The 25,053-nt window shown below is 61.3% G+C and carries 24 protein-coding genes and 2 pseudogenes; 14 read left to right on the top strand and 12 right to left on the bottom strand.

All coding sequences use genetic code 11. The features are described 5' to 3' along the window. Positions 1–125 precede the first annotated feature (125 nt). Positions 126–344 carry a DUF3073 family protein gene (locus AUR04nite_RS04040; protein WP_141362201.1) on the bottom strand — a complete coding sequence of 73 codons (219 nt, stop codon included), beginning with the start codon at positions 342–344 and terminating at the stop codon, positions 126–128. A gap of 220 nt (positions 345–564) precedes the next feature. Between AUR04nite_RS04040 and AUR04nite_RS04035 the strand changes: the two genes are divergently transcribed. Next, positions 565–1,245: a septum formation family protein gene (locus tag AUR04nite_RS04035; RefSeq protein WP_218024632.1), complete on the top strand. Its 681-nt coding sequence runs from the start codon at positions 565–567 to the stop codon at positions 1,243–1,245. Between the two features lie 78 nt (positions 1,246–1,323). Here the strand turns inward: AUR04nite_RS04035 and clpB are convergent, their stop codons facing one another. Further along, positions 1,324–3,915 carry an ATP-dependent chaperone ClpB gene (gene clpB / locus AUR04nite_RS04030; RefSeq protein ID WP_141362197.1) on the bottom strand — a complete coding sequence of 864 codons (2,592 nt, stop codon included), beginning with the start codon at positions 3,913–3,915 and terminating at the stop codon, positions 1,324–1,326. Positions 3,916–4,063: 148 nt separating this feature from the next. On the opposite strand from clpB, the gene AUR04nite_RS04025 reads away from it, so the two are divergent. From AUR04nite_RS04025 to AUR04nite_RS04015, 3 genes are all read left to right on the top strand, one after another. Beyond that, complete coding sequence (locus AUR04nite_RS04025; RefSeq protein WP_141362195.1) at positions 4,064–4,561, top strand: DinB family protein; 498 nt, start codon at positions 4,064–4,066, stop codon at positions 4,559–4,561. Positions 4,562–4,830: 269 nt separating this feature from the next. Then, positions 4,831–5,052, top strand: a complete 222-nt coding sequence (locus AUR04nite_RS18265; protein ID WP_246055359.1) for a GNAT family N-acetyltransferase — start codon at positions 4,831–4,833, stop codon at positions 5,050–5,052. A 235-nt stretch (positions 5,053–5,287) separates the two neighbouring features. Beyond that, the gene (locus AUR04nite_RS04015; RefSeq protein ID WP_141362193.1) at positions 5,288–6,481 is read left to right on the top strand and encodes a TerC family protein; all 1,194 of its coding nucleotides are present in this window, start codon (positions 5,288–5,290) and stop codon (positions 6,479–6,481) included. A 58-nt stretch (positions 6,482–6,539) separates the two neighbouring features. On the opposite strand, the gene AUR04nite_RS04010 is transcribed toward AUR04nite_RS04015, so the two are convergent. Next, positions 6,540–7,571, bottom strand: a complete 1,032-nt coding sequence (locus tag AUR04nite_RS04010) for a hypothetical protein (protein ID WP_141362191.1) — start codon at positions 7,569–7,571, stop codon at positions 6,540–6,542. A 34-nt stretch (positions 7,572–7,605) separates the two neighbouring features. Next, positions 7,606–8,016, bottom strand: a complete 411-nt coding sequence (locus AUR04nite_RS04005; protein ID WP_141362189.1) for a YccF domain-containing protein — start codon at positions 8,014–8,016, stop codon at positions 7,606–7,608. Between the two features lie 129 nt (positions 8,017–8,145). Between AUR04nite_RS04005 and trmB the strand changes: the two genes are divergently transcribed. The 4 genes and pseudogenes from trmB to AUR04nite_RS03985 all read left to right on the top strand — a co-directional run bounded on the left by trmB (position 8,146) and on the right by AUR04nite_RS03985 (position 10,317). Further along, a complete protein-coding gene (gene trmB / locus AUR04nite_RS04000; RefSeq protein WP_141362187.1) occupies positions 8,146–9,003 on the top strand; it encodes a tRNA (guanosine(46)-N7)-methyltransferase TrmB in 858 nt (285 codons plus the stop codon). 28 nt (positions 9,004–9,031) lie between these two features. Continuing rightward, positions 9,032–9,442: a hypothetical protein gene (locus AUR04nite_RS03995; RefSeq protein ID WP_141362185.1), complete on the top strand. Its 411-nt coding sequence runs from the start codon at positions 9,032–9,034 to the stop codon at positions 9,440–9,442. A gap of 104 nt (positions 9,443–9,546) precedes the next feature. Further along, positions 9,547–9,636: pseudogene (locus tag AUR04nite_RS18520) on the top strand (tRNA (guanosine(46)-N7)-methyltransferase TrmB); the annotation flags it as partial. Positions 9,637–9,687: 51 nt separating this feature from the next. After that, the gene (locus tag AUR04nite_RS03985; protein WP_141362183.1) at positions 9,688–10,317 is read left to right on the top strand and encodes a GNAT family N-acetyltransferase; all 630 of its coding nucleotides are present in this window, start codon (positions 9,688–9,690) and stop codon (positions 10,315–10,317) included. Between the two features lie 76 nt (positions 10,318–10,393). Here the strand turns inward: AUR04nite_RS03985 and AUR04nite_RS03980 are convergent, their stop codons facing one another. From AUR04nite_RS03980 to dnaK, 4 genes are all read right to left on the bottom strand, one after another. Next, entirely contained in the window at positions 10,394–10,828 is a 435-nt protein-coding gene (locus AUR04nite_RS03980) for a heat shock protein transcriptional repressor HspR (protein WP_141362181.1), read from the bottom strand. Between the two features lie 87 nt (positions 10,829–10,915). Next, positions 10,916–11,884: a DnaJ C-terminal domain-containing protein gene (locus tag AUR04nite_RS03975; protein ID WP_141362179.1), complete on the bottom strand. Its 969-nt coding sequence runs from the start codon at positions 11,882–11,884 to the stop codon at positions 10,916–10,918. A gap of 85 nt (positions 11,885–11,969) precedes the next feature. Then, positions 11,970–12,542 (bottom strand): nucleotide exchange factor GrpE, encoded by a 573-nt coding sequence (locus AUR04nite_RS03970; RefSeq protein ID WP_141362177.1) that lies wholly within the window; start codon positions 12,540–12,542, stop codon positions 11,970–11,972. Between the two features lie 13 nt (positions 12,543–12,555). Further along, positions 12,556–14,406 carry a molecular chaperone DnaK gene (dnaK, locus tag AUR04nite_RS03965; protein WP_141362175.1) on the bottom strand — a complete coding sequence of 617 codons (1,851 nt, stop codon included), beginning with the start codon at positions 14,404–14,406 and terminating at the stop codon, positions 12,556–12,558. A 474-nt stretch (positions 14,407–14,880) separates the two neighbouring features. On the opposite strand from dnaK, the gene AUR04nite_RS03960 reads away from it, so the two are divergent. Then, the gene (locus AUR04nite_RS03960; RefSeq protein WP_141362173.1) at positions 14,881–15,108 is read left to right on the top strand and encodes a PLDc N-terminal domain-containing protein; all 228 of its coding nucleotides are present in this window, start codon (positions 14,881–14,883) and stop codon (positions 15,106–15,108) included. A 62-nt stretch (positions 15,109–15,170) separates the two neighbouring features. Here the strand turns inward: AUR04nite_RS03960 and AUR04nite_RS03955 are convergent, their stop codons facing one another. The 3 genes from AUR04nite_RS03955 to AUR04nite_RS03945 all read right to left on the bottom strand — a co-directional run bounded on the left by AUR04nite_RS03955 (position 15,171) and on the right by AUR04nite_RS03945 (position 19,778). Further along, entirely contained in the window at positions 15,171–15,644 is a 474-nt protein-coding gene (locus tag AUR04nite_RS03955) for a small multi-drug export protein (protein WP_141362171.1), read from the bottom strand. Between the two features lie 208 nt (positions 15,645–15,852). Continuing rightward, positions 15,853–17,397, bottom strand: coding sequence for a DEAD/DEAH box helicase (locus tag AUR04nite_RS03950; RefSeq protein ID WP_141362169.1), 1,545 nt, complete (start codon positions 17,395–17,397; stop codon positions 15,853–15,855). Between the two features lie 254 nt (positions 17,398–17,651). After that, complete coding sequence (locus AUR04nite_RS03945; protein ID WP_141362167.1) at positions 17,652–19,778, bottom strand: MMPL family transporter; 2,127 nt, start codon at positions 19,776–19,778, stop codon at positions 17,652–17,654. A 134-nt stretch (positions 19,779–19,912) separates the two neighbouring features. On the opposite strand from AUR04nite_RS03945, the gene AUR04nite_RS03940 reads away from it, so the two are divergent. From AUR04nite_RS03940 to AUR04nite_RS18510, 5 genes and pseudogenes are all read left to right on the top strand, one after another. Continuing rightward, the gene (locus AUR04nite_RS03940; RefSeq protein WP_141362165.1) at positions 19,913–20,377 is read left to right on the top strand and encodes a MarR family winged helix-turn-helix transcriptional regulator; all 465 of its coding nucleotides are present in this window, start codon (positions 19,913–19,915) and stop codon (positions 20,375–20,377) included. Positions 20,378–20,453: 76 nt separating this feature from the next. Continuing rightward, positions 20,454–21,077: a LysE family translocator gene (locus AUR04nite_RS03935; RefSeq protein ID WP_141362163.1), complete on the top strand. Its 624-nt coding sequence runs from the start codon at positions 20,454–20,456 to the stop codon at positions 21,075–21,077. Positions 21,078–21,180: 103 nt separating this feature from the next. After that, on the top strand, positions 21,181–21,690 hold the full coding sequence (locus tag AUR04nite_RS03930) for a low molecular weight protein-tyrosine-phosphatase (RefSeq protein WP_141362160.1): 510 nt from the start codon (positions 21,181–21,183) through the stop codon (positions 21,688–21,690). Next, positions 21,677–22,723: pseudogene (locus AUR04nite_RS18515) on the top strand (aminodeoxychorismate synthase component I); the annotation flags it as partial. The gene AUR04nite_RS03930 and the pseudogene AUR04nite_RS18515, both read left to right, overlap by 14 nt. Further along, complete coding sequence (locus AUR04nite_RS18510) at positions 22,700–23,704, top strand: anthranilate synthase component I family protein (RefSeq protein WP_407646653.1); 1,005 nt, start codon at positions 22,700–22,702, stop codon at positions 23,702–23,704. The pseudogene AUR04nite_RS18515 and the gene AUR04nite_RS18510, both read left to right, overlap by 24 nt. A gap of 69 nt (positions 23,705–23,773) precedes the next feature. On the opposite strand, the gene AUR04nite_RS03920 is transcribed toward AUR04nite_RS18510, so the two are convergent. Beyond that, positions 23,774–24,952 carry a M14 family zinc carboxypeptidase gene (locus AUR04nite_RS03920; RefSeq protein WP_170184081.1) on the bottom strand — a complete coding sequence of 393 codons (1,179 nt, stop codon included), beginning with the start codon at positions 24,950–24,952 and terminating at the stop codon, positions 23,774–23,776. Positions 24,953–25,053 lie beyond the last annotated feature (101 nt).

Here is a 25,053-nt window from a genome sequence, read left to right as displayed (position 1 = left end):
AACGACCTAGTAGCTAATTTAGCTTAGTCGCTGCGGCTTGTCGTAAAAATGTACTGAAGAGCTGTACCACTAAATAAAAAGCTGTGGCACTTCGAGCCAAGAACTCCCGGCGCTGGATGACGAGGTTAGTCGTCGTCCTCGTCTTCGGAGTACTTCTTAGTCAGCTCGTCGTAATCCGAATAGTCATCGTCATACGAAGTTTCATGACGCTCAGGTTTCTGAGCATGATGATCGGACCCGACACCCAACTCGCGTTCGAGTGCCGAAAGGTCTGTCGAGGGCGAGTAGTACTTGATATCTCGCGCTTGACGCTGTGCTTTAGCCTTTTGACGGCCGCGCCCCATGGCGTGACCCCCTCTTTTCAGTAGAGTCGGGAGGTGGTCCACCTAATAGGTGAAGGCCCCCGAATATGTGATCAGTTCTTTCGTAATTAAAGGTTAACACGATTCACCGGCGAGCGCTTAACGCAACACTCACCCGAACCGCTAGACTGTCAATTAGTCCAATGACTTTTTGATGCGAAGTTCTGCTTTCGCGCGAACGCACGACGAAGGAGCACATCAGGTGGTGGAACAGAATCTGCCCGAGCCGCAGGCGGCGCTGCCGCCGCTGCGCCCGGAGCCGCCAAAGCCAAAGCGCCAATTTGGGCAGTGGTTCCTGCTTGTCGCCGCGGTAATTGCGCTGGCGGCCGCGATTGTTTTCCTCGTTTTGCGTTTCATCGATCCCCCGGCCCAGCCGGGTGCCGACACCGTTGAGCGCAACCAGACTCCCGGCCTTGACGGAGTCATCGCCGAAAATATGCCTCCAGAGCAATTAGTCCTTGCCGACTGCCTGCGCGGCTTCAAATCTCCGCTTGACCCGCAGACCGTCGTCACCTGTGAGTCTTCACACAACGCGCAGCTGATTGGCTCCTTCGACGTTGAAGAAGGCGCGGATGCCGAGTATCCGGGCCCCGAGGAACTGCTGGCCCACTCAGAGGACCTGTGCAAGTCGGTAGCCCTGGACCCGAGCGCAGGCATCGACTCGACTTGGACCTACCATTTCTCCCGTCCATCCAAGGGCACCTGGGCTGAGGGCGACCGCACGATCACCTGCTTCCTAAGCCTGTCCGAGGGCAACATCCGCACATCGCTGCTTCCGGCAACTGACTCGGATTCGGCTGATTCAAATTCAGCAGACGCGTCGAAGTCCTCGACTCCGGAAGCTAAAGAACCCCAGGACCAGAATTCGGGCAACTCCAATTAGCCTTTGGCAGGCATTAAAAGAATGGCGTGAAAGCTTTTGCTTTCACGCCATTCTTTTGTCCTTCAAGGCCTGAATCGGCTAGAGGCTTTTACGCCCCACCGACAGCCTGTCGTTGGCCTCGTCCAGGGTTACCGAGACCGTGTCTCCGTCCTGGATTTCGCCGGCAAGGATTTCCTTGGCCAGCCGGTCGCCGATCTCGCGCTGCACTAGGCGGCGCAGCGGGCGTGCACCATAGGCGGGATCGTAGCCGGTCAGCGCAAGCCACTCGCTGGCTGCCGGATCCACATCCAGGGTGAGCCGGCGTTCGGCAAGCCGTTCTCCCAGCTGGTCGATCTGCAGCTTGACGATGTTTCCCAGCTCCTCGATGCTCAGCGGGTCGAAGAGGATCACCTCGTCCAGGCGGTTCAGGAACTCCGGCTTGAACGAAGCATTCACCACGTTCATGACCGCGCTCTTCTTCGCCTCGGCATCCAGCGTCTGGTCGACCAAGAACTGGGAGCCAAGGTTGGAGGTCAGGATCAGGATGGTGTTCCTGAAATCCACCGTCCGGCCCTGTCCATCGGTCAGCCGCCCGTCGTCGAGCACCTGCAGCAGGATGTCGAAGACCTCGGGGTGGGCCTTCTCCACTTCGTCGAGCAGGATCACCGAATACGGCCGACGGCGCACCGCCTCGGTCAGCTGTCCGCCCTCTTCATAGCCCACGTATCCCGGAGGGGCGCCGACCAGCCGGGAGACTGCGTGCTTCTCCGAGTACTCGGACATGTCGATCCGGACCATGGCCCGCGGGTCGTCGAACAGGAAGTCGGCCAGCGACTTGGCCAGCTCGGTCTTGCCCACGCCGGTCGGGCCGAGGAATAGGAAGGAGCCCGTCGGCCGGTTCGGGTCAGCGATGCCTGCACGGGTGCGCCGCACCGCGTCCGAGACTGCCGCCACGGCTTTCTGCTGTCCCATCAGGCGGTGCCCGATGATCTCTTCCATGTTCAGCAGCTTCTGGCTTTCACCCTGGAGCATGCGTCCGGCAGGGATGCCGGTCCAGGCGGAGATCACCTCGGCAATGTCATCCGCTGTCACCTCGTCGGCCACCATGGTGTGGGCCTTGGCCCCGTCGGCTTCCGCCTCCGCGGCGGCTTCCAGCTCGTGCTGCAGCGTCGGGATCTCCCCGTAGAGCAGCCGGGAGGCATTCTCCAGGTCGCCGTCCCGCTGGTACTTCTCTGCCTGCGAGCGCAGCTCGTCGAGCTTGACCTTCAGGTCGCCCACCCGGTTCAGCCCCGCCTTTTCCGACTCCCACTGGGAGTTCAGGGCATCGAGCTTCTCCTTCTTGTCCGCCATGTCCTTGCGCAGCGCTTCGAGGCGCTCGACCGACGCCGGATCGGTTTCATCGCTCAGGGCGAGTTCTTCCATGGTCAGCCGGTCGACCTCGCGGCGCAGCTCGTCGATTTCCTCCGGAGCGGAGTCGATCTCCATGCGCAGCCGGCTGGCCGCCTCATCCACCAGGTCGATGGCCTTGTCCGGCAGCTGGCGTCCGGAGATGTAGCGGTTGGACAGGGAGGCGGCGGCCACCAGCGCGGAGTCCGCGATGGACACCTTGTGGTGCGCCTCGTAGCGTTCCTTCAAGCCGCGCAGGATGGCGATGGTGTCATCTACGCTCGGCTCTCCGACGAACACCTGGGCGAAGCGGCGCTCAAGTGCCGGGTCCTTCTCGATGTTCTCGCGGTACTCGTCCAGGGTGGTGGCGCCGATCAGGCGCAGCTCACCGCGGGCAAGCATCGGCTTGAGCATGTTGCCGGCATCCATGGCGCCCTCGGAGGCGCCAGCGCCGACCACGGTGTGGATCTCGTCGATGAACGTGACAATCTGTCCGTCGGAGGCCTTAATCTCTTCGAGCACAGCTTTCAGGCGTTCTTCGAATTCTCCACGGTACTTGGCTCCCGCCACCATGGCTCCCAAGTCCAGGGAGATCAGGGTCTTGCCGCGCAGCGATTCGGGCACGTCACCGGCGATCATGCGCTGGGCCAGGCCCTCGACCACTGCGGTCTTGCCGACGCCTGGTTCGCCGATCAGCACCGGGTTGTTCTTGGTGCGGCGCGAGAGCACCTGCACCACACGGCGGATCTCGCGGTCGCGGCCGATCACGGGGTCAAGCTTGCCGGAACGGGCCAGCGCCGTCATGTCGGTGCCGAACTTCTCCAGCGACTGGAACGTCGCTTCAGGGTTGGGGTTGTCTACCTTGCGATCGCCGCGGATGGTCGGCAGGGTGGCCAGCAGCAGTTCACGGGTGGCGCCCATCTCTCGCATCGCTTCACCGGCCTTGGTCTGGTCGGTGGCAAGTGCAATGAGCAGGTGCTCAGTGGAGACATAGGTGTCCCCCATTTCCGCTGCAACTTCTTGGGCATGGTTGACCACCTGGAGCAGCTGGCGGGAGAACTGGGCCTGGGCCACGGAGGATCCCGAGCTTGCAGGCAGGGCCTTGATTACCGAGCTGGCCTTGACCGAGAGCGCGTCGACATCCAGCCCTGCGGTTTTGAGCAGGGCTACGGCAACCGAGTCGCGCTGGTCGAGCAGCGCCTTAAGCAGGTGTGCCGGTTCGATCTGCGGATTTCCTGCGGTTGACGCGTTCATCCCGGAAGCTGACAGAGCCTCTTGGCTCTTGGTTGTGAGTTTGGTGTCCACGCGCATCCTTTCTCTAACGAGGGTGAACCCTTATAAACTTGAGTCTACTTAACTCAACTCTTGGCTTCCACTACTTATTCCATGAGATCTGAAGTTTTTTCGGATAATTTTCTTGCTTCCCATCCACGGCTCTGGACACACTATCTTCATGGGAATACAGGCATTCAGCGACTACACGAGCACCGATCACGACCAGCTGGTGTGGAAGTTCATCAACGAACACCGTGCAGCTCTTGCCTCCTGCCTCGACGGCATGAGCGAGCAGGAAGCTCGGGCACAGCTTGTCCCCTCCAAGACAACCCTGCTCGGGCTGGTCAAGCATGCAATCTTTGTTGAGCGTGTCTGGTTTGAGGAAGCACCTACCGGATTTTCCCGAGAGGAGCTGGGGCTTGAAGCTACTCCCGATGAATCTTTCGAGCTGACCGACGAGGATACAATCAGCAGCGTCAGCGAAAGATACCGGCACGCTTTGGAAGTATCTGCGGCCGCTGTCGAGGGCAAAACCGGCAAGGACATCTTTAGAGGCAACCGGCGCGGGACGATGTCGCTAGCCTGGATCCAATTGCATCTGCTCAGGGAGCTCGCCCAACACTGCGGCCACGCAGAGATTCTCCGCGAGCAAATCATCGCCGCACGCAACAACTAGCAACTTTGAATAAGCTTGGCTCATGACCCTTGCCCTAGTTCCATTGCCAGCCGAACGATTCGAACGCTGGCTGGAGCGAAGCACTCAGGAATACATCCGCGACCTCATCGCTACCGGCCAGTCTGGACCTCAGGCCGAATCCGCCGCACGGCAAACCATGCAGCAAGCCTTCGAAGGCGCAGGCCCTACGGGCAAAAATGCAGTGTTCGATGTCGTTGACGACGAACTAGGTATTGTCGGCTACCTCTGGGTCGGCACCGACGCATCCGATGATCCGAGTTCGTGGTTGGATCTGGGACATCCTCATCGAGGACGAATTCCGCCGCCGAGGCTTCGGCAAGTCCGCGATGCTCCTCGCGGAAAACTACGCGAGCTCGCAGGGAGCAGCAACGCTGGGGTTGAACGTCTTCGGGTTCAACACAACGGCGCGCCGGTTCTATGAGTCGGTCGGCTACAAAACCACCAGCCTGAAAATGCGCAAGACACTCTAGCCAAGGGTAGGACCGGACGAGTAGGTTACAAATCACCTCGTCATCTACCGCCCTCGTGTTTCCAGAGTCCGAAGATTCAGGTTAGGCTAGTAAGCACGTAAGGGAGTATTCACAAGCGTTTGACCCGTCAATACGTGGAACACCATTGTTCCGCCGGGCCTCACGGTCAGCTTCAGGGCTGGCGAAGAGACTTACACGGATGGCTTGTACCCAACTTACGAAAGCAGGATTCCCCATGGGAGTTTCTCCTTTAATCTGGACGATCACCGTTGTCGTCATCTTGGCCCTTCTGGCCTTTGACTATTTCTTCCACATTCGCAAAGCCCACGTGCCGTCGCTGCGTGAAGCCGCGATCTGGTCCAGCATCTATGTGGGCATCGCCCTGGTCTTCGGTGTTCTGGTGCTGATCTTCGGCGGCATTGACATGGGCGCTGAATACTTTGCCGGCTACATCACCGAAAAAGCCCTGTCGGTCGACAACCTCTTCGTCTTCCTGATCATCATCGCCAGCTTCCGCGTACCGCGCGAGGACCAGCAGAAGGTGCTGCTCTTCGGCATCGTCTTCTCGCTGATTGCCCGCACCGCGTTCATCTTCGTCGGCGCCGCACTGATCAACCAGTTCGCCTGGGTCTTCTACATCTTCGGCATCATCCTGCTGCTGACCGCAGGCAACCTGCTGAAGAAGGACGACGAGTCCGACGAAGCGAACAACTTCATCATTCGCCTGGCAAAGAAGCTCTTCCACACCACCGACACCTACGACGGCGACAAGCTCTTCACCAAGGTGGACGGCAAAAAGGTCCTGACCCCGATGCTGCTGGTGATGGTGGCCATTGGCGGCACCGACATCCTCTTCGCGCTGGACTCGATCCCGGCAATCTTCGGCCTGACCCAGAACGTGTACATCGTCTTCACTGCCACTGCCTTCTCCCTGATGGGACTGCGCCAGCTCTACTTCCTGCTCGACGGCCTGCTGGACCGCCTGATCTACCTGTCCTACGGTCTGGCCGCAATCCTCGCATTCATCGGCGTCAAGCTGGTCCTGCACGCGCTGCATGAAAACAACCTGCCGTTCATCAACGACGGCCAGCACGTCCCGGTCATTGAAATCACCACCGGCCTCTCGCTCAGCGTCATCATCGGCGTCCTGGTGCTCACCGTGCTGGCTTCGCTGTTCAGCAAGGCAGGCAAGGCGCAGACTGCAGTGAACAACGTCCGCCGCCACGCAAACAACTACCTGGACCTGTCCTACACCGCCGACCTTGCAGAGCGCGAGCACGTCTACGCACAGCTGGTTCAGGAGGAGGCCTACGTCGACACCATGGACAAGAAGTACCGCGACAAGGTCAAGGACATCGAGCAAATCAGGGCCGAAGTAGCCCGAGCCCATCACGAACACGACGAGTTCCGCGCCAGCGGAAACATCTAGCAGCCGCACAGGGGCCGCCGGCATTAGCCGGCGGCCCCTCGTGGCTTCATCGAGCCGGTTAGTGCCTGTCGAATCCTGCAGGCCGGAGATCGGTTGGGCCTATGGCCGCCGCCTGTTTCTGTGCTTCGACTATGACCGCCAAGGCACCCAGTCCACACAGCAGCCCGAGCACCAGCGACAGCGACAACTCCCAGAAGTCCTGCTGGCCCGGTGCAGTTCCCGCCCCGAGGCTCATGAGAACCAAGGCATAAAGCGCACTGCCCGCTATCGCGGCGCCGCCTCCGGACAGTAGGAGGATCGGCCACCAGCGATGGGAAGAATCGTGGTCGCCGGGTCCGTCTTGATTCCCCAGCCGCCTGGCCACCAGCACCAGCAGCCCTATCACTGCGCAGGCCGCGAAACCCGCGTTGGCAACATCGCTGAGCCATAAGATGCCGCCCCGCAAGTCTGCGGATTGCGCCTGCAGCGCCGTGGCCGCCCGGACGATCCAGCGCAACCCCAAAAAGACCAAGGCGGCAGCAACGACGCCCGCGGCGCTAAACACGGCCCACTGCCCTTTAGTTCGAACGCGCACCAGGCCCTGCGAGCTGTGAGATTCCAAGGCTCGACCCCAGCGCCGCCGCAGGTACCAGCCGAGTACCAGCACCACGCCAATGGCCTGTATCCCGAAGCTGAGATAGACCAACGGGCCGACCCAATCAGACAGCGATCCATCAGAGCTGCCCGAACCGCTGGCCACCATAGCGGCGATCACCGGCCCGGTGAAAATGAACGGAAGCAGCAGCCCGGCGGCAAACCAGGCGGGGATGAGGATCAGCCACCAGGGAATCTTCAAGGCCGCCCGGCGGCCCAAAGCGACAACGATCGCTACCAGCAGCACATCCAGTGAAGCCGTGATGATATTGCCCATCAGCACCACCGTGCCATCCAGCTTCGACGGACTCTCGATTCCCCACTGCGAGCCAAAGATCCAGGCCAGCTTCAAGAGAAAATACGGCAAGACCCCGATAGCAGTCAGGACCGCCAAAAGCTTCGGAAAAATCCTGGAGTCCTGCGCTCGCCGGCTCAGCGGCGATGTCAGTTGTTTCATTTTTACTACCCAACTTTCATCGCCGCGGTGAAATTTAGCGGCGTACCGAACCGATGTAGTAGTCGGAGGGGACGATGACCTTGCCCAGCGGCATCAGCGATACCGGAATCATCTTCAGGTTGGCGATGCCCAGTGGAATACCGATGATCGAAACGAACATCGGAATGGCGGTCAGGATATGGCCAATGGCAATCCAGATGCCGGCGACAAGAACCCAGATCACATTGCCGATGGTGGAGAAGGCGCCGACGCGGCCGCGGTCGACGACGGTCCGCCCGAAGGGCCACAGCGCGTAGCCCGCGATGCGGAACGAGGCGATGCCAAATGGGATCGTCACAATGAGCAGGCAGCAGATGATGCCTGCCAGGACATAGCCGAGCGCCAGCCACAAGCCGCCGAAGATCAGCCAGATAATATTGAGGATGCCTCGCACTAGATCAGTCATACCCCTAGTCTGGTCTACTGCGTCCGCAGCATCCATAGGGTAAACCCCCGATTCTTCCCTGAATCACGTGGCCAATCCCCTACCCTTCGGCGTTCTTGCAGCACGGCGGCTCGGCTAGGATTAATAATCATGAGCGATTCGAGCGAAGAACAGCAGCATCCCGAGGCATCCGCCACACGAGACCCAGCACTTTTCAGGGCTGAGCCGGTCTCATTCGTCCGCCGCGGCAACCGTTTGCAGGGCCGCCGCGCAAGCGCCTGGGAGCGCAATGCAGATCAGTACGTGATCGAGCCTCCCCGCAAGATCGCTGATACTTCTGTCGCCGATGACTTCGAGCTGAACCCTGACGAGGCTTTTGGCCGCACCGCGCCGTTGATCGTCGAGATCGGCACCGGCCTGGGCGAATGCATCGCCAACGCCGCCAAGGACGATCCCGAGCGCAACTATCTGGCTGTCGAGGTCTACCGTCCCGGCCTGGCCCAGCTGATGCTCAAGGTCGAGTCCTTCGGCATCGAAAACGTGCGTGCCGTCCAGGCGAACGCCCCCGAGGTGCTGGATGTCATGCTGCAGGAAAACAGTGCAGATGAAATCTGGATCTTCTTCTCTGATCCATGGCACAAGCCGCGCCACCACAAGCGCCGCCTGATCAAGGCCTCGTTCCTGGACAAGGTCTCGCGGGTCCTCAAGCCGGGTGGCACGCTGCGCTTGGCCACCGACTGGTCGAACTATGCAGAGCAGATGCGCGAAGTGCTCGATGCCCATCCTGATTTTAGCAACCAGTTCCCGGGCAATCTCGCTGGCGCCGAGTCGAATCTGACTAAGGTTCGCGTCAACGGTATGGAAGGCTTCGAACCGGAACCAGACTTCGTGGACGAGCAGGGCGGCTGGGCTCCGCGCTTCGAACGCCGCATCCTGACCAGCTTTGAGGGCAAGGCGTTGAAGGCTGGACGCTTGGTCTTCGATCTGGCCTACACCCGCGCCGGCTGAGGTCCCAAAGCATGTGAAAGGTCGATCAATGACGTGGAGATTCGTTGAAGGCACCAATCCGCCTCGATACCCGCAGGGGAATGTCATGCCGAGGGTAACCGAGGAGCAGGTGCACAACGTCTACACTTCGATTGATCCAGATGTATTGGGGCACGTGAAATACATAGGACTTCGAAGCTCACTCGATGATCGTCAGGTCATTATCTACAGAAATTTCTGTGATGACCTTAGTGCTCAGTTCCTAGACGTGCTGCTTACGGACAATTCTCCGGAAAACCTTCCCATCGAGAATTCCATCCGGGCGATATTCGTCCATGAGCTTAGCGAACCTTCAGACCCCGTAGAGTTCTTTTCGGCGAGTGTTGCCAACGTCGAAGCAGAATTTCCAGGCATCAAATGGTTCGGCGGAACCGACGAAGTTCTTATCGACGGCCAGTAGGCTTTGAGAATTCTGGTGAATATGTACCCCAGCCCATTGGCGGCAGGACACTCGATGACTCGCACCAGCGCTGGCTGCCGGCGATGGCGTCGCTGCGCGGTATCTTCGAGGGCCGCATCCTGACCAGCTTCGAAGGCAAGGCGTTGAAGGCTGGACGCCTGGTCTTCGATCTGGCTTACACCCGCGCCGGCTAGATTTTGCAATAAATACTGACGATGGCTCATGAGTTCCCTACAGTGGAACCCATGAGCCATTTTTCTGTTGTCCCGGACTCCGATTTCTCCGAGGCGCCCACCATGGAATTTGCCGGTGTCCGGCTAGAACAGCTGAGCATCGAGCACTGTGCAGACCTGGCTGAAGTCGTCGAACGCGACCACCTTGTCGAGGCCTGGTTCGCCTCGACTCCGTCTTCTGAACAGATGGAAGAAAATATCAAGCAGCGGCTCGCGAATCAGCAGGCGGGCACCATGGCTCCGTTTGCGATTATCGACCTGTCCACTGGCAAGGCGGTTGGGGCCACGACCTATTTGAATATCGACGCCGCCAATCGGCGCGTGGAGATTGGCTCCACCTTCCTGGGCATCCCCTCCCAGGGCACGGGGATCAACCCCGCCGCCAAATACCTGCTGCTGCAGCGCGCCTTCCAGGAGCTCGGCTGCTATTCGGTGGCGTTTTGCACGCACTGGCACAACGAGGCCTCTCGGGCCGCGATCCTGCACCTCGGTGCAAAACAGAACGGCGTGTTGCGCAACCACAAATACGATCCGAAGACCGGGACGCTGCGCGACACAGTGGTCTTCTCGATTCTGCCCCATGAGTGGCCTACGGTCCGCACCCAGCTGGAGGCCCGGCTGCGCAAGCACGGGCGCATCTAGGCTGGACGGTTAAAGAAATCCAGCCCACTCCAGTTCGAAAACTGTGCGGGCTGAACGATTGTCTAAAGCATAGCTTCTAGCGGCCGATGGCGCGGCGAACCGGGAACAGCGTCACCGGCGGTTCGGGGCGCGAGGGGCGCATGCCGCGGGCCAAGGTGACCACGTCGCCTGCCATGGTTCCGGCGGCGAAGATGCGCGATTGTCCTTGGCGCACGAAGCTCAGTTCCTGGCGCAGCTCATTGACCTCGGTCTGCAGGTTCGCTACCTGGTCCTGCAGATCGAGAATGCGCTTGATGCCTTCCAGCGACACCCCGTCCTTGCTCAGCGACTGCACCTGGCGCAGCAGCGACACATCGCGCTGCGAGTAGCGGCGCTGCTTGCCGGACTGCCGGCTGGGCGAAACCAGCCCGATGCGGTCGTACTGCCTCAGGGTCTGCGGATGCATGTCAGCCAACTGGGCGGCAACTGAAATAACGAAGACAGGCCGCAGGTACTCCCCATTCACGCGGATTCTCCACCTTTCTGCCTCGGATAATTCGAGTCTATCGCCACCGCCAGCTTAGTGGCGGCGGCGATAGACCGTGTGGATCAGATGATCCTAGAGTTTGGCCTTGGCGGCCAGATCCTCACGGGGATCCTCGCCGGCCGTGGCGGCTGCGAAGTCTTCCACTGCCTTCTTCGCTTCCTCGCTCAGGTTCTGCGGGATCACCACGTCCAAAACGATCAGCATGTCGCCGGTTGCCTTGGAGGTCTTCACGCCGCGGCCCTTCAAGCGCAGGGTGCGCCCGGAGTTGGAGCCTGCAGGAACCTTCATGGCCACCTGTTCCCCGTCGAGCGTCGGCACGTGGATCTTCGCACCCAGCGCAGCCTCGTCGAAGGTCACCGGGATGTGCACGCGGATGTTGTTGTCTTCGCGCTTGAAGAACGGGTGCTCTGCCACCTTGACCTTGACGATCAAGTCGCCGTTGCCTGCGGCTCCAGCTTGGCCGCGGCCGCGCACGCGCACCGATTGGCCGTCCTTGATGCCGGCCGGGATGCGCACGTCGATGACTTCCCCGCTGGGCTCGCGCAGCCCGATCTTGGTGCCGTTGATGGAGCCTGCGAAGGAGATCGAGGTGTTTGCGGTGCGGTCCGCGCCCTTGCGCGGCGGGGCCTGCTGGCCGAATCCGCCAAAGCCTCCGGCGCCTCCAAACAGGTCGGAGAAGTCGGGCTGGCCGCCGCGGCCGCGCCCCGCTCCCCCGCCGCCTCCGAAGAGGTTGGAGAAGATGTCCTCAAAGCCTGCACCGCCGCCGGGAGCACCGCCAGGTCCTCCCGCGGAGAAGCGGGCCCCGGAACCCATGGCGCGGATCGCGTCATACTGCTCGCGCTCTTCCTTGTCGGAGAGCACCGAGTTGGCCTCGGTGATGTCCTTGAACTTCTGTTCGGCCGCTGGGTCTCCGGCGTTGGTGTCAGGGTGGTACTTGCGGGCCAGCTTGCGGTACGCCTTCTTGATGTCCGCATCGCTGGCATCCTTGGAGACGCCCAAAATGGCGTAAAAGTCTTTGTCTATCCAGTCCTGACTTGCCATCAGGGCCTCATCCTTTCTATACCGATTCGAAACTGCCCACTGCCGAGGTTCGACAGTGGGCAGTTTCGCTGGTGTTCTCTAGCTGCTATTCGCCGGTGGCGACCAGCACCTGGGCTGCGCGCAGGATGTTGCTTCCCTTGCGGTAGCCGGTGCGCAGCACCTGTCCGACGTGGTCAGCCGGCACCTCTGGCACCGCCTGGCGCAGCAGCGCCTCATGCACGTTCGGGTCGAATTCGACGCCAGCCTCGTTGATGCGCTCCAGCCCGTGCTGGGCGAGGATCGTATCAAGCTTGTTGGCGATCGATGCGAACGGGCCGTCGACGAGGTCGCCGTGGGCGCGGGCTGCATCGATGTCGTCAAGCACCGGCAGCAGGGTGGCGAGCACCGACTGGACAGCGTTTTCACGCACTGCCACACGGTCGCGCTCCACGCGCTTTCGGTAGTTGACGTACTCGGCCTGAAGGCGGAGCAGGTCGTTGCGCAGCTCGGCTTCCACCGCGCCTGCTTCTTCCTGCTCGCCCTCGGCGTTGGCGCCGGCCTCGTTCAGGATCGCCTCGGCCTGACCCAGGGCGTCAGCGGTCGGCTGCTGGTCAGCTGCCTCTGGCTGGTTCTCCGGCTCCTGGCCGGAGTTTTCGTTCTGGTCCTGTGCCTCGGACATTACCTAAACTCCCTTACTTCTTGTCGGCTTCGTCTTCGTCGATAACTTCGGCGTCGACGATGTCTTCATCAGCGTTCGGCGCAGCCTGGTCGCCTGCATCGGCGCCCTCAGCCTGTGCGTTGGCGTAGATTGCCTCGCCCAGCTTGGTCTGCGAAGCCTGCAGCTTCTCAAACGCGGCCTTGACCTCGTCGTCGTTGTCCTGCTTCTCCAGGGCAGACTTCAGCGAGTCGACGTCGGCCTGAACCTCGGTCTTGACCTCTTCAGGCAGCTTGTCTTCGTTGTCCTTGATCAGCTTGTCCACCGAGTAGGCGGCCTGCTCAGCAGCGTTGCGAGTTTCAGCTGCCTCGCGGCGCTTCTTGTCCTCTTCTGCGTGGGCTTCAGCTTCCTGAACCATGCGCTCGATGTCTTCCTTGGACAGCGAGGAGCCGCCGGTGATGGTCATCGACTGCTCGGTGCCGGTGCCCTTGTCCTTAGCGGAGACGTGCACGATGCCGTTGGCGTCGATGTCGAAGGTGACCTCGACCTGCGGGATGCCGCGAGGAGCCGGAGCGATGCCGGTCAGCTCGAAGGTGCCCAGCGCCTTGTTGTCGCGGGTGAACTCGCGTTCGCCCTGGAAGACCTGGATGGACACCGAAGGCTGGTTGTCTTCAGCGGTGGTGAAGGTCTCCGAACGCTTGGTCGGGATGGCGGTGTTGCGCTCGATCAGCTTGGTCATCACGCCGCCCTTGGTTTCGATGCCCAGGGACAGTGGGGTGACGTCGATGAGCAGAACGTCCTTGCGCTCGCCCTTCAGCACGCCTGCCTGCAGGGCTGCGCCGACTGCAACAACCTCGTCAGGGTTGACGCCCTTGTTGGCGTCCTTGCCTGCAAGGTCCTTGACCAGTTCAGCAACTGCTGGCATACGGGTCGAACCGCCGACCAGGATCACGTGGGCGATGTCCGAAACCTTGACGCCTGCTTCTGCGATGACGTCATTGAATGGCTTGCGGGTGCGCTCCAGCAGATCAGCGGTCAGTTCCTGGAACTTTGCACGCGAAAGGTGCTCGTCCAGGTGCACTGGGCCCTCTGGGGTGACCGACAGGTACTGCAGGGAGATGTTGGTGCTGGTAGCCGAGGACAGTTCCTTCTTGGCCTGCTCAGCAGCTTCCTTCAGGCGCTGCAGCGCAATCTTATCCTTGGACAGGTCTGCGCCCTTGGCCTTGGCCTGTGCCAGCAGCCAGTCGACAACACGCTGGTCCCAGTCATCGCCGCCCAAGCGGTTGTCGCCTGCGGTAGCGCGGACCTGAATGGTCGAGAAGCCGTCGTCGTCCTTGCCAACTTCCAGCAGGGAGACGTCGAAGGTGCCGCCGCCGAGGTCGAAGACCAAGATGAGCTCGTCTTCGTTGCCCTTCTCCAGACCGTAGGCCAGAGCAGCAGCGGTTGGCTCGTTGACGATGCGCAGCACGTTCAGGCCTGCGATCTCGCCGGCCTCCTTGGTGGCCTGGCGCTCAGCGTCGTTGAAGTACGCAGGAACGGTGATCACTGCGTCGGTGACCTTTTCACCCAGGTAGGACTCTGCATCGTTCTTCAGCTTCATCAGGGTGCGAGCCGAGATTTCCTGAGCGGTGTACTTCTTGTCGTCGATGTTGACGGTCCAGTCGGTACCCATGTGGCGCTTGACCGAAGCGATAGTGCGGTCAATGTTGTTCACTGCCTGGCGCTTGGCGATGTCGCCGACCAGTACTTCGCCGCCCTTGGAGAAAGCAACGATGGACGGGGTGGTGCGGTTGCCTTCAGCGTTAGCGATAACGGTAGGCTCACCACCTTCGAGCACGGATACGACGGAGTTGGTGGTTCCGAGGTCGATACCTACGGCACGCGACATAATGGCTCTCCTTTGCCTTGGTTGAAAATGTCTAACGCTGAGGACTTTTTGCCCCCATTGAGCGTTCTGCACTCAAGTTTACTCAGCCGCTTTTAGCTGTCAAATTAACTTGAGTGAACCTGACTCAACTTTGCGTTCTGCCTTGTTCAACGGGTGGGGCGCGCAAATAATTCCCGCACTGCCCGAAACTTTTTCAACTGGGGTCGGACTTGGCACTTTGTATTCAGCGCAGCCTGACGTCAGGCGAGCATCAGCAGAAAAATATGACGCACAACATGTAGCTCAAAAGTTGCTGGGAACCACGATTTCGACGTTTTCTGCGGTCGAACTCCAAACTGGCGGCGGCCTATGAGTGATCCTCGGCGGCTTTTTGTCCAGATCCACTGCGCAGGTGGCAGAATGACACTAAGAAGGAAATTGCCGGCAAGCTGGCTTCGCCGTCACCTGTAAGCCCCACAGCACAAAGGAAGAATTATGGCCCGCGCTAAGAAGAAGAAGTTTTCCGAGCTCCCACTTTTGGCCAAGGTCGGCATCATCACCGCTGCCACCGCGCAGATCACGCTGTTCCTGACCGCACAGGTTGACCTGCTCAAGCGCAGCTCGGACCAGGTCCGGGGACGCAAGGCAGTATGGGCCGGCATCAACTTCATCAATACCTTTGGACCGCTGAGCTACCTGATCTTCGGCCGCAAGAAGGGCTAGCATCGAGCGGAAAAGCGGCGAGGGACCGGTTCATTGAACTGGTCCCTCGCCGCTTTTCTGCCCTAGCGCGTCAGCAAAGGGATGCCGGCTGATGCCAGCAAGCCGAAGATTGTTCCCCAGAGAATGATCGAAATAATCTGCCAGAAAATAACCTTCTGCTTGTTGGCTCCAAAGGACACCAGCGCGGCCGAGGTGATCTGAGAGGGAAGCATGGTCTGCCCGATCAGGCTGACGCCGGCGATGCCGAACTTGTCGAATGCCCTATGCAGCTTTTCATGTTTGCGCTGCTCAGGTTCTTCTTTCCCTGCGCGCACCTTGCTTCGAACAGCATGCGCGCTATTGACGAAGAGCAGCATCGAGACCACGTTGCCGAGCACTGCCACAGCAATGCCCACCGCAACCGGCAGCCCCAGGACCACCCCGATCACTGCACCGAAATAGGACTCAACCAGTGGAATCGCCGAAACCAGCGCCACTGCCAGCCACTGCAGCGGCTCGGGGAAGGAAGCGGCGAATGCTTGCAGGGATTCAATCATGATCTGGTGCTCCACGTTCTGCGAAAAAGTTGGCCCTCAATGACCACTAGCCTATAAAGCACCTAGTCATTTGCGACTCAACCGGCAGGACTAAACTTTCGGACCATGGGGGGCGCACCGCCAGCCAGGAGCCTGCGCCGTGCGCCTTAAAGCTGAGATCCCCCGCCTGCACCACATGGTGAGACGAGGGATCTGCTGGGACTTAATTTTAGCGCGAGCGTGTTGCCGGGCTGGTGGCACGGCGTGGGCCGCGGCTGCGGCCGCCTGCTGCTGGTGCGGCTGCTCCGGAGTTCCGCGAACCCTGGCGTGCAGGACGTTCCGAACTTCCCGAACGTGAACCGCGGGCCGGACGCTCGGTGGCGCCACCGCGGGCCGGGCGCGAAGCGCGCTGTCCGGACTCGGACTGGCTGCGCTCCGAGCGGCCACGGGAGCCCTGGCGGCTGTTGGACTCGGTGCTCTGCTGCCCGCCGCGCGAGCCACGGCCGCCGCGGCCGCCGCGCGAAGAACCTGAACCCTGGCCTTCGCCGCTCGGGCGCTTCTTTGCAGGGTTGCGCTGCTGCTGCTTCACCGGGGCAACGTAGGCCACCGGCTCGGCAACTTCGCCCACAACATCCATCACGGCCTGCGAATCAACGCCGACCTTCTCGAAAGGAACCTTGATGCCAGCCTGCTTGAGCAGCGAGGCGACGTCGCCCTGCTGGTCCGGGGTGCAGATGGTCACGACCACGCCGCTGGAACCTGCACGCGCGGTGCGGCCCGAACGGTGCAGGTAGGCCTTGTGCTCTGCCGGCGGATCGATGTGCACTACCAATTCGACGCCGTCCACGTGGACGCCGCGGGCAGCCACGTCGGTGGCCACCAGAACCTTCGCCTCACCCGAAGAGAAGGCCGCAAGGTTGCGGTCGCGGGCATTCTGCGACAGGTTGCCGTGAAGGTCCACCGCGGGAACGCCGGCCTTCGAGAGCAGCACCGCCATCTTCTTGGCGTGGTGCTTGGTGCGCATGAACATGATGCGGCGCGAAGTGCCCTGGGCCAGCACGCGGACCAGTTCCTTCTTGTCGTCATTCGGGATCACGAAGACATGGTGCTCCATGGTGTTCACCGCGGCCTTCGGCGCATCCACCGAGTGGATGGTCGGGTTGTTCAGATAGCGCTTGACCACCTTGTCCACGCCGTTGTCCAAGGTGGCGGAGAAGAGCATGTGCTGGATGCCGGTGGGCATGCGGTCCATGATGCGGCGCACGACCGGCAGGAAGCCCATATCAGCCATGTGGTCGGCCTCGTCCAGCACAGAGATTTCCAGCTGGGACAAGTCGACGATCTTCTGGGAGATCAGGTCATCCAGGCGGCCTGGGCAGGCAATGACAATGTCGACGCCCTCGTTCATCGCCTTTTCCTGGCGGCTCTGTGCCACGCCGCCGTAGATCACGGTGGTGCGCAGGTTGTTCACCGCGGCCAGCGGATCAACGGTCTTAGCGATCTGGGTGGCAAGCTCGCGAGTCGGAGCCATGATCAGGGCACGCGGGAAACGGGCCTTGCGGCGCTGCGGGCGGGCTGCCAATCGGGCCACCAGCGGCATCGAGAAGGCCAAGGTCTTGCCGGAGCCGGTCTGGCCGCGGCCCAGAACGTCGCCGCCGGTCAAAGTCGACGGAAGGGTTGCTTCCTGGATCGGGAAGGGGCTGTCGATGCCTTTGGCAGACAGTACCTGCACCAGGTTTTCGGGCACGCCAAGGGCGCTAAAAGTAGAGGTCATGCTCAAACTTTCTCTCTGAATTCGCACGTCTCATTCAAGACGCTGGTTTTCGCCGATCCAGGAGGAAGTCCGCTGGCGCATGGTGAAAACGCCGCTAGTCCGGGGTAATCGCACAGGGAAATCAAACTCTGTCGACGAGTGCATGCCAAGGCTTCCGAAGCTCAATCCATCGGCCTTGCGCAAACATGCACGAGTATCCACTCTACCGTGGATCCCCCGCCAGCAGTTGGGCAAAGGGCGGTTGACGCCACGGATCACAGGAGATCTGCGCCACGTCGCGCAGCCCGGTGCCTGTGCTCGTGCATCAGCTTCGACGGCCACCAAACCATCGGGCCGATGTCTTCTACCAGCGCCGGCACCAGCAGGCTGCGCACCACGAAGGTATCGAGCAGGACGCCGAAGGCGACGATGAATCCCAGCTGCCCAAGGAACATGATCGGGATGACTCCCAGGGCGGCGAAGGTCGCCGCCAAAACGATGCCTGCCGAGGTAATCACCCCGCCTGTCACGCTCAGCCCCCGCCGCATGCCTTCGCGCGTCCCGTGCACCAGCGATTCTTCTCGGACCCGGGTCATCAAGAAGATGTTGTAGTCCACGCCCAAGGCCACGAGGAAAACGAACCCGAACAGCGGAACCGCCGGATCAGCGCCCACATAATCAAAGACATGATTGAAGACCAGCGCGCTGACACCCATGGCGGCGCCATAGGAAAGAACTGTCGAGGCAATGAGCAGCAGCGGCGCGAGGATCGATCGCAGCAGCAGCATCAAGATCAACGAAATGGACACCAGGATCAGCGGAATAATCTTCCACAGATCCGACGTGGCGGTGGCATTCTTGTCCATTTGGGTAGCGGTCGTCCCGCCGACCAGCGACCCAGGATCGATCTGGTGGGCTGCGCTGCGCAGATCCGCCACGGTGGAGGCGGCCTGGTCAGAATCGGCGGCGTCTTCCAGCGTCACCGACAGCAGCACCTTGCCGTCGACGACATAGGGCTCGATGCCGCGCTGTTCAATCGCCGGCCCGCCGTCTTCTGCCTGGGCATAGGCCGAGGCCACTCCGTCGAGGCCGGCGAGCGCTTCCAGCATCTGATCTGCATCAGCCTGCGCGGTGATCACGGTGGCAGGCGAGCCGCTGCCTCCCGGGAAATGCCGGCCTAGGACTTCCTGCCCGCTGCGGGCTTCCGATGCGCCGATCACCAGTGCGCTTTGAGGCACGCCGCTGGCTTTGAGCTGCAGGGTTCCGGCAGCGGCCGCGGCAAGCACGATGGCGGTGACCACCCAGATGGGGCGTGGATGTTTTGCCACCCATGCCGCGATGCGGAACCAGAGCCCGCGGTGTGGAACTTCGTGCTGGTGCTGCTGCCGGTGCCTGGGCATAAACGGCCAATATGCCGCCCTTCCCAGCAGCCCCAGAACCGCCGGGAGAAAGCTCAGGGCGGCGATGACGGAAAAGACGATGCCCGTCGCGGCGATCGGACCCAGCGCCTTGTTCGAATTCAGGTCGGAGAACAGCAGGCACAGCAGGCCCACCGCCACGGTTCCTCCCGAGGCGATGATCGGCTCCAGCGAACGTTTCCACGCTGTGCCCACGGCAGAGAAGCGGTTCTGGCCCGAGGTCAAGGCCTCCTTATGCCGCGCGACGAAGAGCAGCGAGTAGTCGGTGGCTGCGCCAATCACCAGAATCGACAAGATGCCCTGGGCTTGCCCGTCCAAGCGGATCACGTCGTTTTTGGCGAGCAGGAACACCACCAGCACTGCCGCGCACAGAGCCACCATGGATGTGCTGAGCACTGCGATCGGCAGCAGCGCCGAGCGGTAGACAATCAGCAAAATCACCAGCACGGCGCCCAGTGCCACAGACAGCAGGACTCCATCGATGCCGGAGAATGCCTCGACCAGGTCTGCGCTGAACCCAGCAGGGCCGGTGACATAGACGTCGATGCCCGGTGCAAGGCTGCTGGCGAGCTCGCCGCGCAGCGCCTCGACGCTGACATCTGCTTTGGCATCGCCCTTCAGCGGGACGATCAGTTCAGCCGCATGGCCGTCCTCGGACATGAATGGCCCGGTCACTGCCCCGTCCAGATACTCAAAACCCTTCAGATCCCTGGCAAGCTGGGCCGCAGCTTCAGGATCCAGCGGGCCGGGGTCGGCAATGACGACTACCGCAGGTATCGCATCGCTCGTGCGGAATTTCTGCTGCCATTCCAGCGCCTGGGTCGCTTCCGCGCTGGTTGGAAGGAAGGCCGTTTGGTCATTGGTCTGCACCGTGGACAACTTCCCAAAGGTTGGTCCGCCGATCGCAGCTGCCCCCAGCCAGCCCAGGATCAATATCGCGTAGATGAGAATTCGCAGTCCTGTACCCACACGATGTCTTGCCATCAGAAAATCCCCATTCCCCTTGTGCCTTGTAGATCAGCCAATCCGATTTTTCGGCGTCTGAGGCGAAACACTACAGAAAATGGCGTCAAGGTAATTCCATTATGGAAATATCCTGTGAGTATTAGGATGATCAAATGACGTCGAGCGCTCGCTACACTTTGGTCCAACTTCTGCAGGACTTCACGCAGGCATCCGATCGATATGTTGAATCCACCGCTTCTGAGAATGGGATGCACCGCCGCGACCTCAGCGCACTGAGCGCACTGATGAAAAACGAACGCAGCGGCCGCAAGCTCTCCCCGTCGCAGCTCAGTGCCCTGCTGCAGCTCAGCGCGCCAGCCACCACGGCAATGCTGGACAGGTTGGAGCGCCTTGGCTACATCCAGCGCCAACGCCGGCCGGAGGATCGCCGGGGAACAATCATCAATCTCACCGAAAAGGCCTTCATTGAAGGGCGCAGAATGTTCCTGCCGCTGAGCCAAAGCCTCTCGCGCGTGATAGAAGCCTATGACGACCAGCTCATCGGCCAGATCAATGAATTTTTGCACGAGGCAGTCGCAGCGGTCGATACCGCCCGAGGCCAAGGCGACCGGCCATAAACCCTGCGAAATGGGGCTGCGCGTAACGAGGCTGCTCAATTGTCGAAAGACCCCTTGCAGCTACTAGCCTAGGTGGGTGGAACTTTCACTCTGGCTCTCCCTTCTGGGCGCATGCGTCGTCATCAGCTTCACCCCGGGCGCCGGGGCAATCAACACCATGAGCAATTCGATGCGCCAAGGGTGGCGCACGTCGATTTGGGGCGTGATCGGCCAGCAGATTGCGCTGCTGATCCATGTAATCATCGTTGCCGCCGGCGTGGGAATCCTCGTGGCAAGCTCCCCGCTGCTCTTTGCAATCATCCGCTATGCTGGCGCCGCCTATCTGGTGTACCTGGGCATCAGAATGATCCTGTCCAAGCCAAATGTCGCCTCCGACGGCAAGAGCACCGGAAAGATCATGACCCCGTGGGCCATGATGCGCCAGGGAATTCTCGTCAACCTGCTCAACCCGAAGGCGATCGTCTTTTTCCTTGCCTTCACTCCGCAGTTCATCCGCACCGACCAGCCGCTGCTTCTCCAATACCTGATCTACATCGGCACCGTCGTGGTGGTTGATGTGCTGGTCATGTTCTTTTTCTTCGCCGGCACCGCGCGCAGCTTCCAGCGCTTCACCGCCACAACCCGCGGGGCAAAGATCCTCAACATCGTTTTCGGCGTGCTGTTCATCTTGGTAGCCGGCATGCTCCTGCTAATCCACTGATCACCCGCGGTTTTCTGAGCCGATCCAGATAGTTGCCGATTCGTTGCAGATAATCTGGCGCGTGCCTCTCGATCTGCACGGTGATCTGTGTTTAGACTGATGCATGTTCCGGATAATGATCGTATGCACGGGGAATATCTGCCGTTCCCCCATGGCGGAGTACATGCTGAAAAATGCATTGGCCGACGCCGAAGTCACTGCCGTTGAAGTGCGTTCCAGGGCTGTCACCGACGGCGAGGTCGGCAACGGCATCGACCCGCGTGCCGCAAGTACGCTGCGCGCCCATGGGCTGGATGCTTCGGCGCACGTTGCCACGCAGCTGACCGCCGACGAGCTGGCCGACATGGATCTGGTGCTGGCCATGGACACCGACCATTTTGAGGACCTGGTTCCGGTGTTGGCTGACATCGACCCCAGCGAGCGCCCCATGCTGCGCATGTTCAGGTCTTTCGACCAAGTGGCGGCCAGTGAACCCCATGAAAACCAGGGCGTCTACGACCCCTGGTACGGCGATGCGGGCGACTTTCGGGAAACCTGGAAGCTGGTCGCGGCATCCCTGCCTGCACTAGTTGACTATGTGCGGAGTAATATAGCCTCTCGTGGAAACCGCTAGACCCTTCATCATCGCTCTTGACGGACGCTCCGGCTCGGGCAAGAGCAATTTCGCCTCGGCGCTGGCCCAAAACCTGGCGGACAATGCCAGCGTTGCGGTACTTCACCTGGAAGATGCCTATCATGGCTGGGACGGGCTGCTTGATGCCTGCCAGCGCTACAGCCAGCTGCTGCCGCAGCTTGCTGGGGGCGATACCGTGGTGCTTCCGACCTGGAACTGGGATGAGCACCGGATCGATTCAAGCATCAGCTTCACCCCCGCCCAGGTGGTGATCGTCGAAGGCGTCGGTGCTGCAAACAGCGCTGCCTCGGCCTGGCTGGATTTCAGCATCTGGCTCGAAGCCCCCGAAGAGCTGCGCAAACAACGCGCGCTGGCCAGGGACGGGGAAACCTACGCCCCGCACTGGCAGCGCTGGGCGGCCCAGGAAGAGTCCTATCTGGGCAGCGATGCGCCGGACCAGCATGCGGATCTGGTGCTGTCTACCGCGGCTGGAACCTCCGCATTGGAACAGCTCATCGACTTTGCCCCCTATCTGCCGCAGAAGCTGCGCGAGCTGCTCGGCTCTGGCCATCAGGCGGCGCCTCAGCTGGTTCCTTCGGGAGTCTACCCGGCTCCTGCAGATGCGGCCGCGCTGTTCGAGCAGCTGGCCCAGGGCCTGGAACATGCAGCCCTGCTGGAATCCACCAGCCATCAGCTCGTCGACCCCCTGGACCGCAACCAGTACACCGTAATTGCCCTGGCCTTGGGGGAACACTATCCACTGCTGCGCACCGGCAACGCCGAAACCTGCCTGCAGATCCGGGACAGCACACTGCGCATGGGCTCAAGCTTTTTCAGCGCCCTGGGCCATATCTGGCCTGCGGCCCAGAGCGAGCCGTCTGCGCATCCGCTGCCGGCCTGGGTGGGATATCTGGGCTACGAGCTCAAGCGGGAAGTCGGCGCCGGGGACATTCGCGCGGTGCTCGAGCCCGGAGTGCAGCGCGATGATGCGCTCTTCTTCGCGCCGAACGTGGTGCTGGTCATCGACCACCGGGCCGGAAACCTGAGCGTGCACGCACAGGCTGAGTATGCCCACTGGGTCGGCCAGGCGTTGCGTGCGCCGCTGACTGGACGGCGCCAAGCAGCGCAGCTGGTGCCGCCGGTCTTCACCTGCACAGATACCGAGGAAGGCTATAAGCGCAAGATCGCCAGGGCGCAGCACGAAATCTACGAAGGCAACACCTATGAGGTCTGCCTGACCACAGTGCTTGAGGCCCGCACCCAGACCTTCGACCCGTTCCAGGCCTATTGCCTCATGCGCGTGGCAAGCCCCGCGCCCTTTGCCCACTATCTCAAGCTGGGGTCCACGGAAGTTGCAAGCATCTCCCCCGAACGCTTCGTGAGCCTGTCCGCCTCCGGGCTGCTGCGGGCCGAGCCAATCAAGGGCACCCGTCCGCGCGGCGCCACTGCCTCCGCAGACCAGGCGTTGAAGGACGACTTGGCGACCAGCGCCAAGGACCGCGCGGAGAACATCATGATCGTGGATTTGCTGCGCAACGACCTCTCGCACCATGCGCATCCGGGTTCGGTGCGGGTGACCAGGCTGTGCGCCATTGAAAGCTACGCGACGGTGCACCAGATGGTCTCCACCATCGATGCGCAGCTGCGCGACAGGGCGCTCTCCGCCCAGGCGCTGCACGAAGCCTTCCCTCCCGGTTCAATGACCGGGGCTCCAAAGCTGTCCACCATGAACATCCTCGACGAGCTTGAAGACTCGCGCGCCCGCGGGCTGTACTCCGGCGCTGTGGGCTACCTCGGCGTCGACGGCTCCGCTGACTTTTCCGTGGTGATCCGCACCCTGGTCTGCGACCGGCTAGTGGATGGCAGCTGGGCGCTGAGCCTGGGGCTGGGCGGCGCGATCACCGCAGATTCCAACCCACAGGATGAATGGGACGAAGTCATCACCAAGTCGGTGGGTGTGCTCAGCGCGATCGGCTCCAGCTTCCCCGTCCACACCGGGGTCAACGCTAAATAGCCCGCAAAACACAGACTGCTAGGTGCGCTCCCGGAGCGGGAGCACACCTAGCAGTTGTTGTTTCTGCGGCTACTTCTGGATGATGCCTGCGTAGTCGGTCTGGTATCCGGTCACCGGCTGGTGGGGAATCTCTTCCCAGCGGTCGGCATCGACCTTCTGCACCGAACCGTCGGCCATGCCGAGCAGCAGCTCCTTCAGGGCCAGAACGTTCTGGCGGACCAGTGCGCCGCGGGACTTCTGCCCCAGGCTGCCTTCACTGGTGTTGCCGCTGGTCTCGAAGAAGACCACCGGGTTGCTGTGCCCCTCGGGGTTCATGCCCTGGTAGTTCAGGCCCAGCATCATTGCAGAGACGACGCCGCCCTTAATGTCGATCTCCTGGCCATTGCCCACCTGGTAGCGGTCGATGTTGATGTTGCCGTACTTCGAGAGCTGATCGTAGACGTGGACCTGCATCTGGCGGGTCAGCACGTCGTACTCGCCGTTCTTGATGCCCGGCAGGGTCGGGCCGCCCGGGGCCAGCGAGATGCCCAGAGACAGGGTCACATCGTTGTCGGTGCCCCACTGCTTCTTGAGTCCCTGGTGGTGGACGTCGACGCCGAAGTCGGGGTCGACCATGGTCCAGTACTCGTAGTAGGCCAGCGATTCGTTGGCCACGAATCCGGTTTCGGTCCAGTCGCGGTTCAGGTCGACGCGCTGTTCCTTGTTGTTGGCGCCGAGTTCAGGCTCCCCGGTGACCGGGTCGCGCAGAATGGTGTGGCGGATGTTCGCCTCGGAACCGTCCGGGTTGTACATCGGGATGATGTGGAAGGTGAACTTCTCGCGCAGCAGCTGGTACTCGGGTGAACCGTTCGTGCCAAGGTCCTTGAGCAGGGTGAGCAGCGAATCCGAGCCATAGGGTTCGTTGCCATGGATGCGGCCCTGAAGCCAGACGTCCTCCGGCCCATCGCCTACGGTTGCAACATACAGATCGCGTCCTTGTTCGGACTTGTTGACCTTGGTGCCGGCTTCTTCCAGCGTGAAGGCATCAACCCCGAAGCGGGACGTCTTCTCCAGCTTTTTCAGTTCCTTCACTACATCGTCGTAGCTGAGGATACTGGAAATATTGGTCTGGCCATTCGTGGATGGCGAGTTTGCATCCGCCGCGGCTGGAGCTGCAACTGCCAGCGGAGCTGACAGCGCCAGGGCTGCGGTAGCTGCAAGTGCCAGGCTGCGCTGGGTCAGTGATGATTTTCGAGTCTGAAGGGACAAAATGTGCTCCTTGAATTGGGGTACACGGCTCGGAAATGTCTAGTCAGACACCGTTCTATGGGGAAACGGTGTCATTGCCACCACAGTATGTGGCATGGCTC

The sequence above is a fragment of the Glutamicibacter uratoxydans genome (assembly GCF_006539925.1).
Classification (GTDB): Bacteria; Actinomycetota; Actinomycetes; order Actinomycetales; family Micrococcaceae; genus Glutamicibacter; species Glutamicibacter uratoxydans.
The sequence above is the reverse complement of the archived record's forward strand: the minus strand, read 5'-3'. Positions and strand labels throughout refer to the sequence as shown.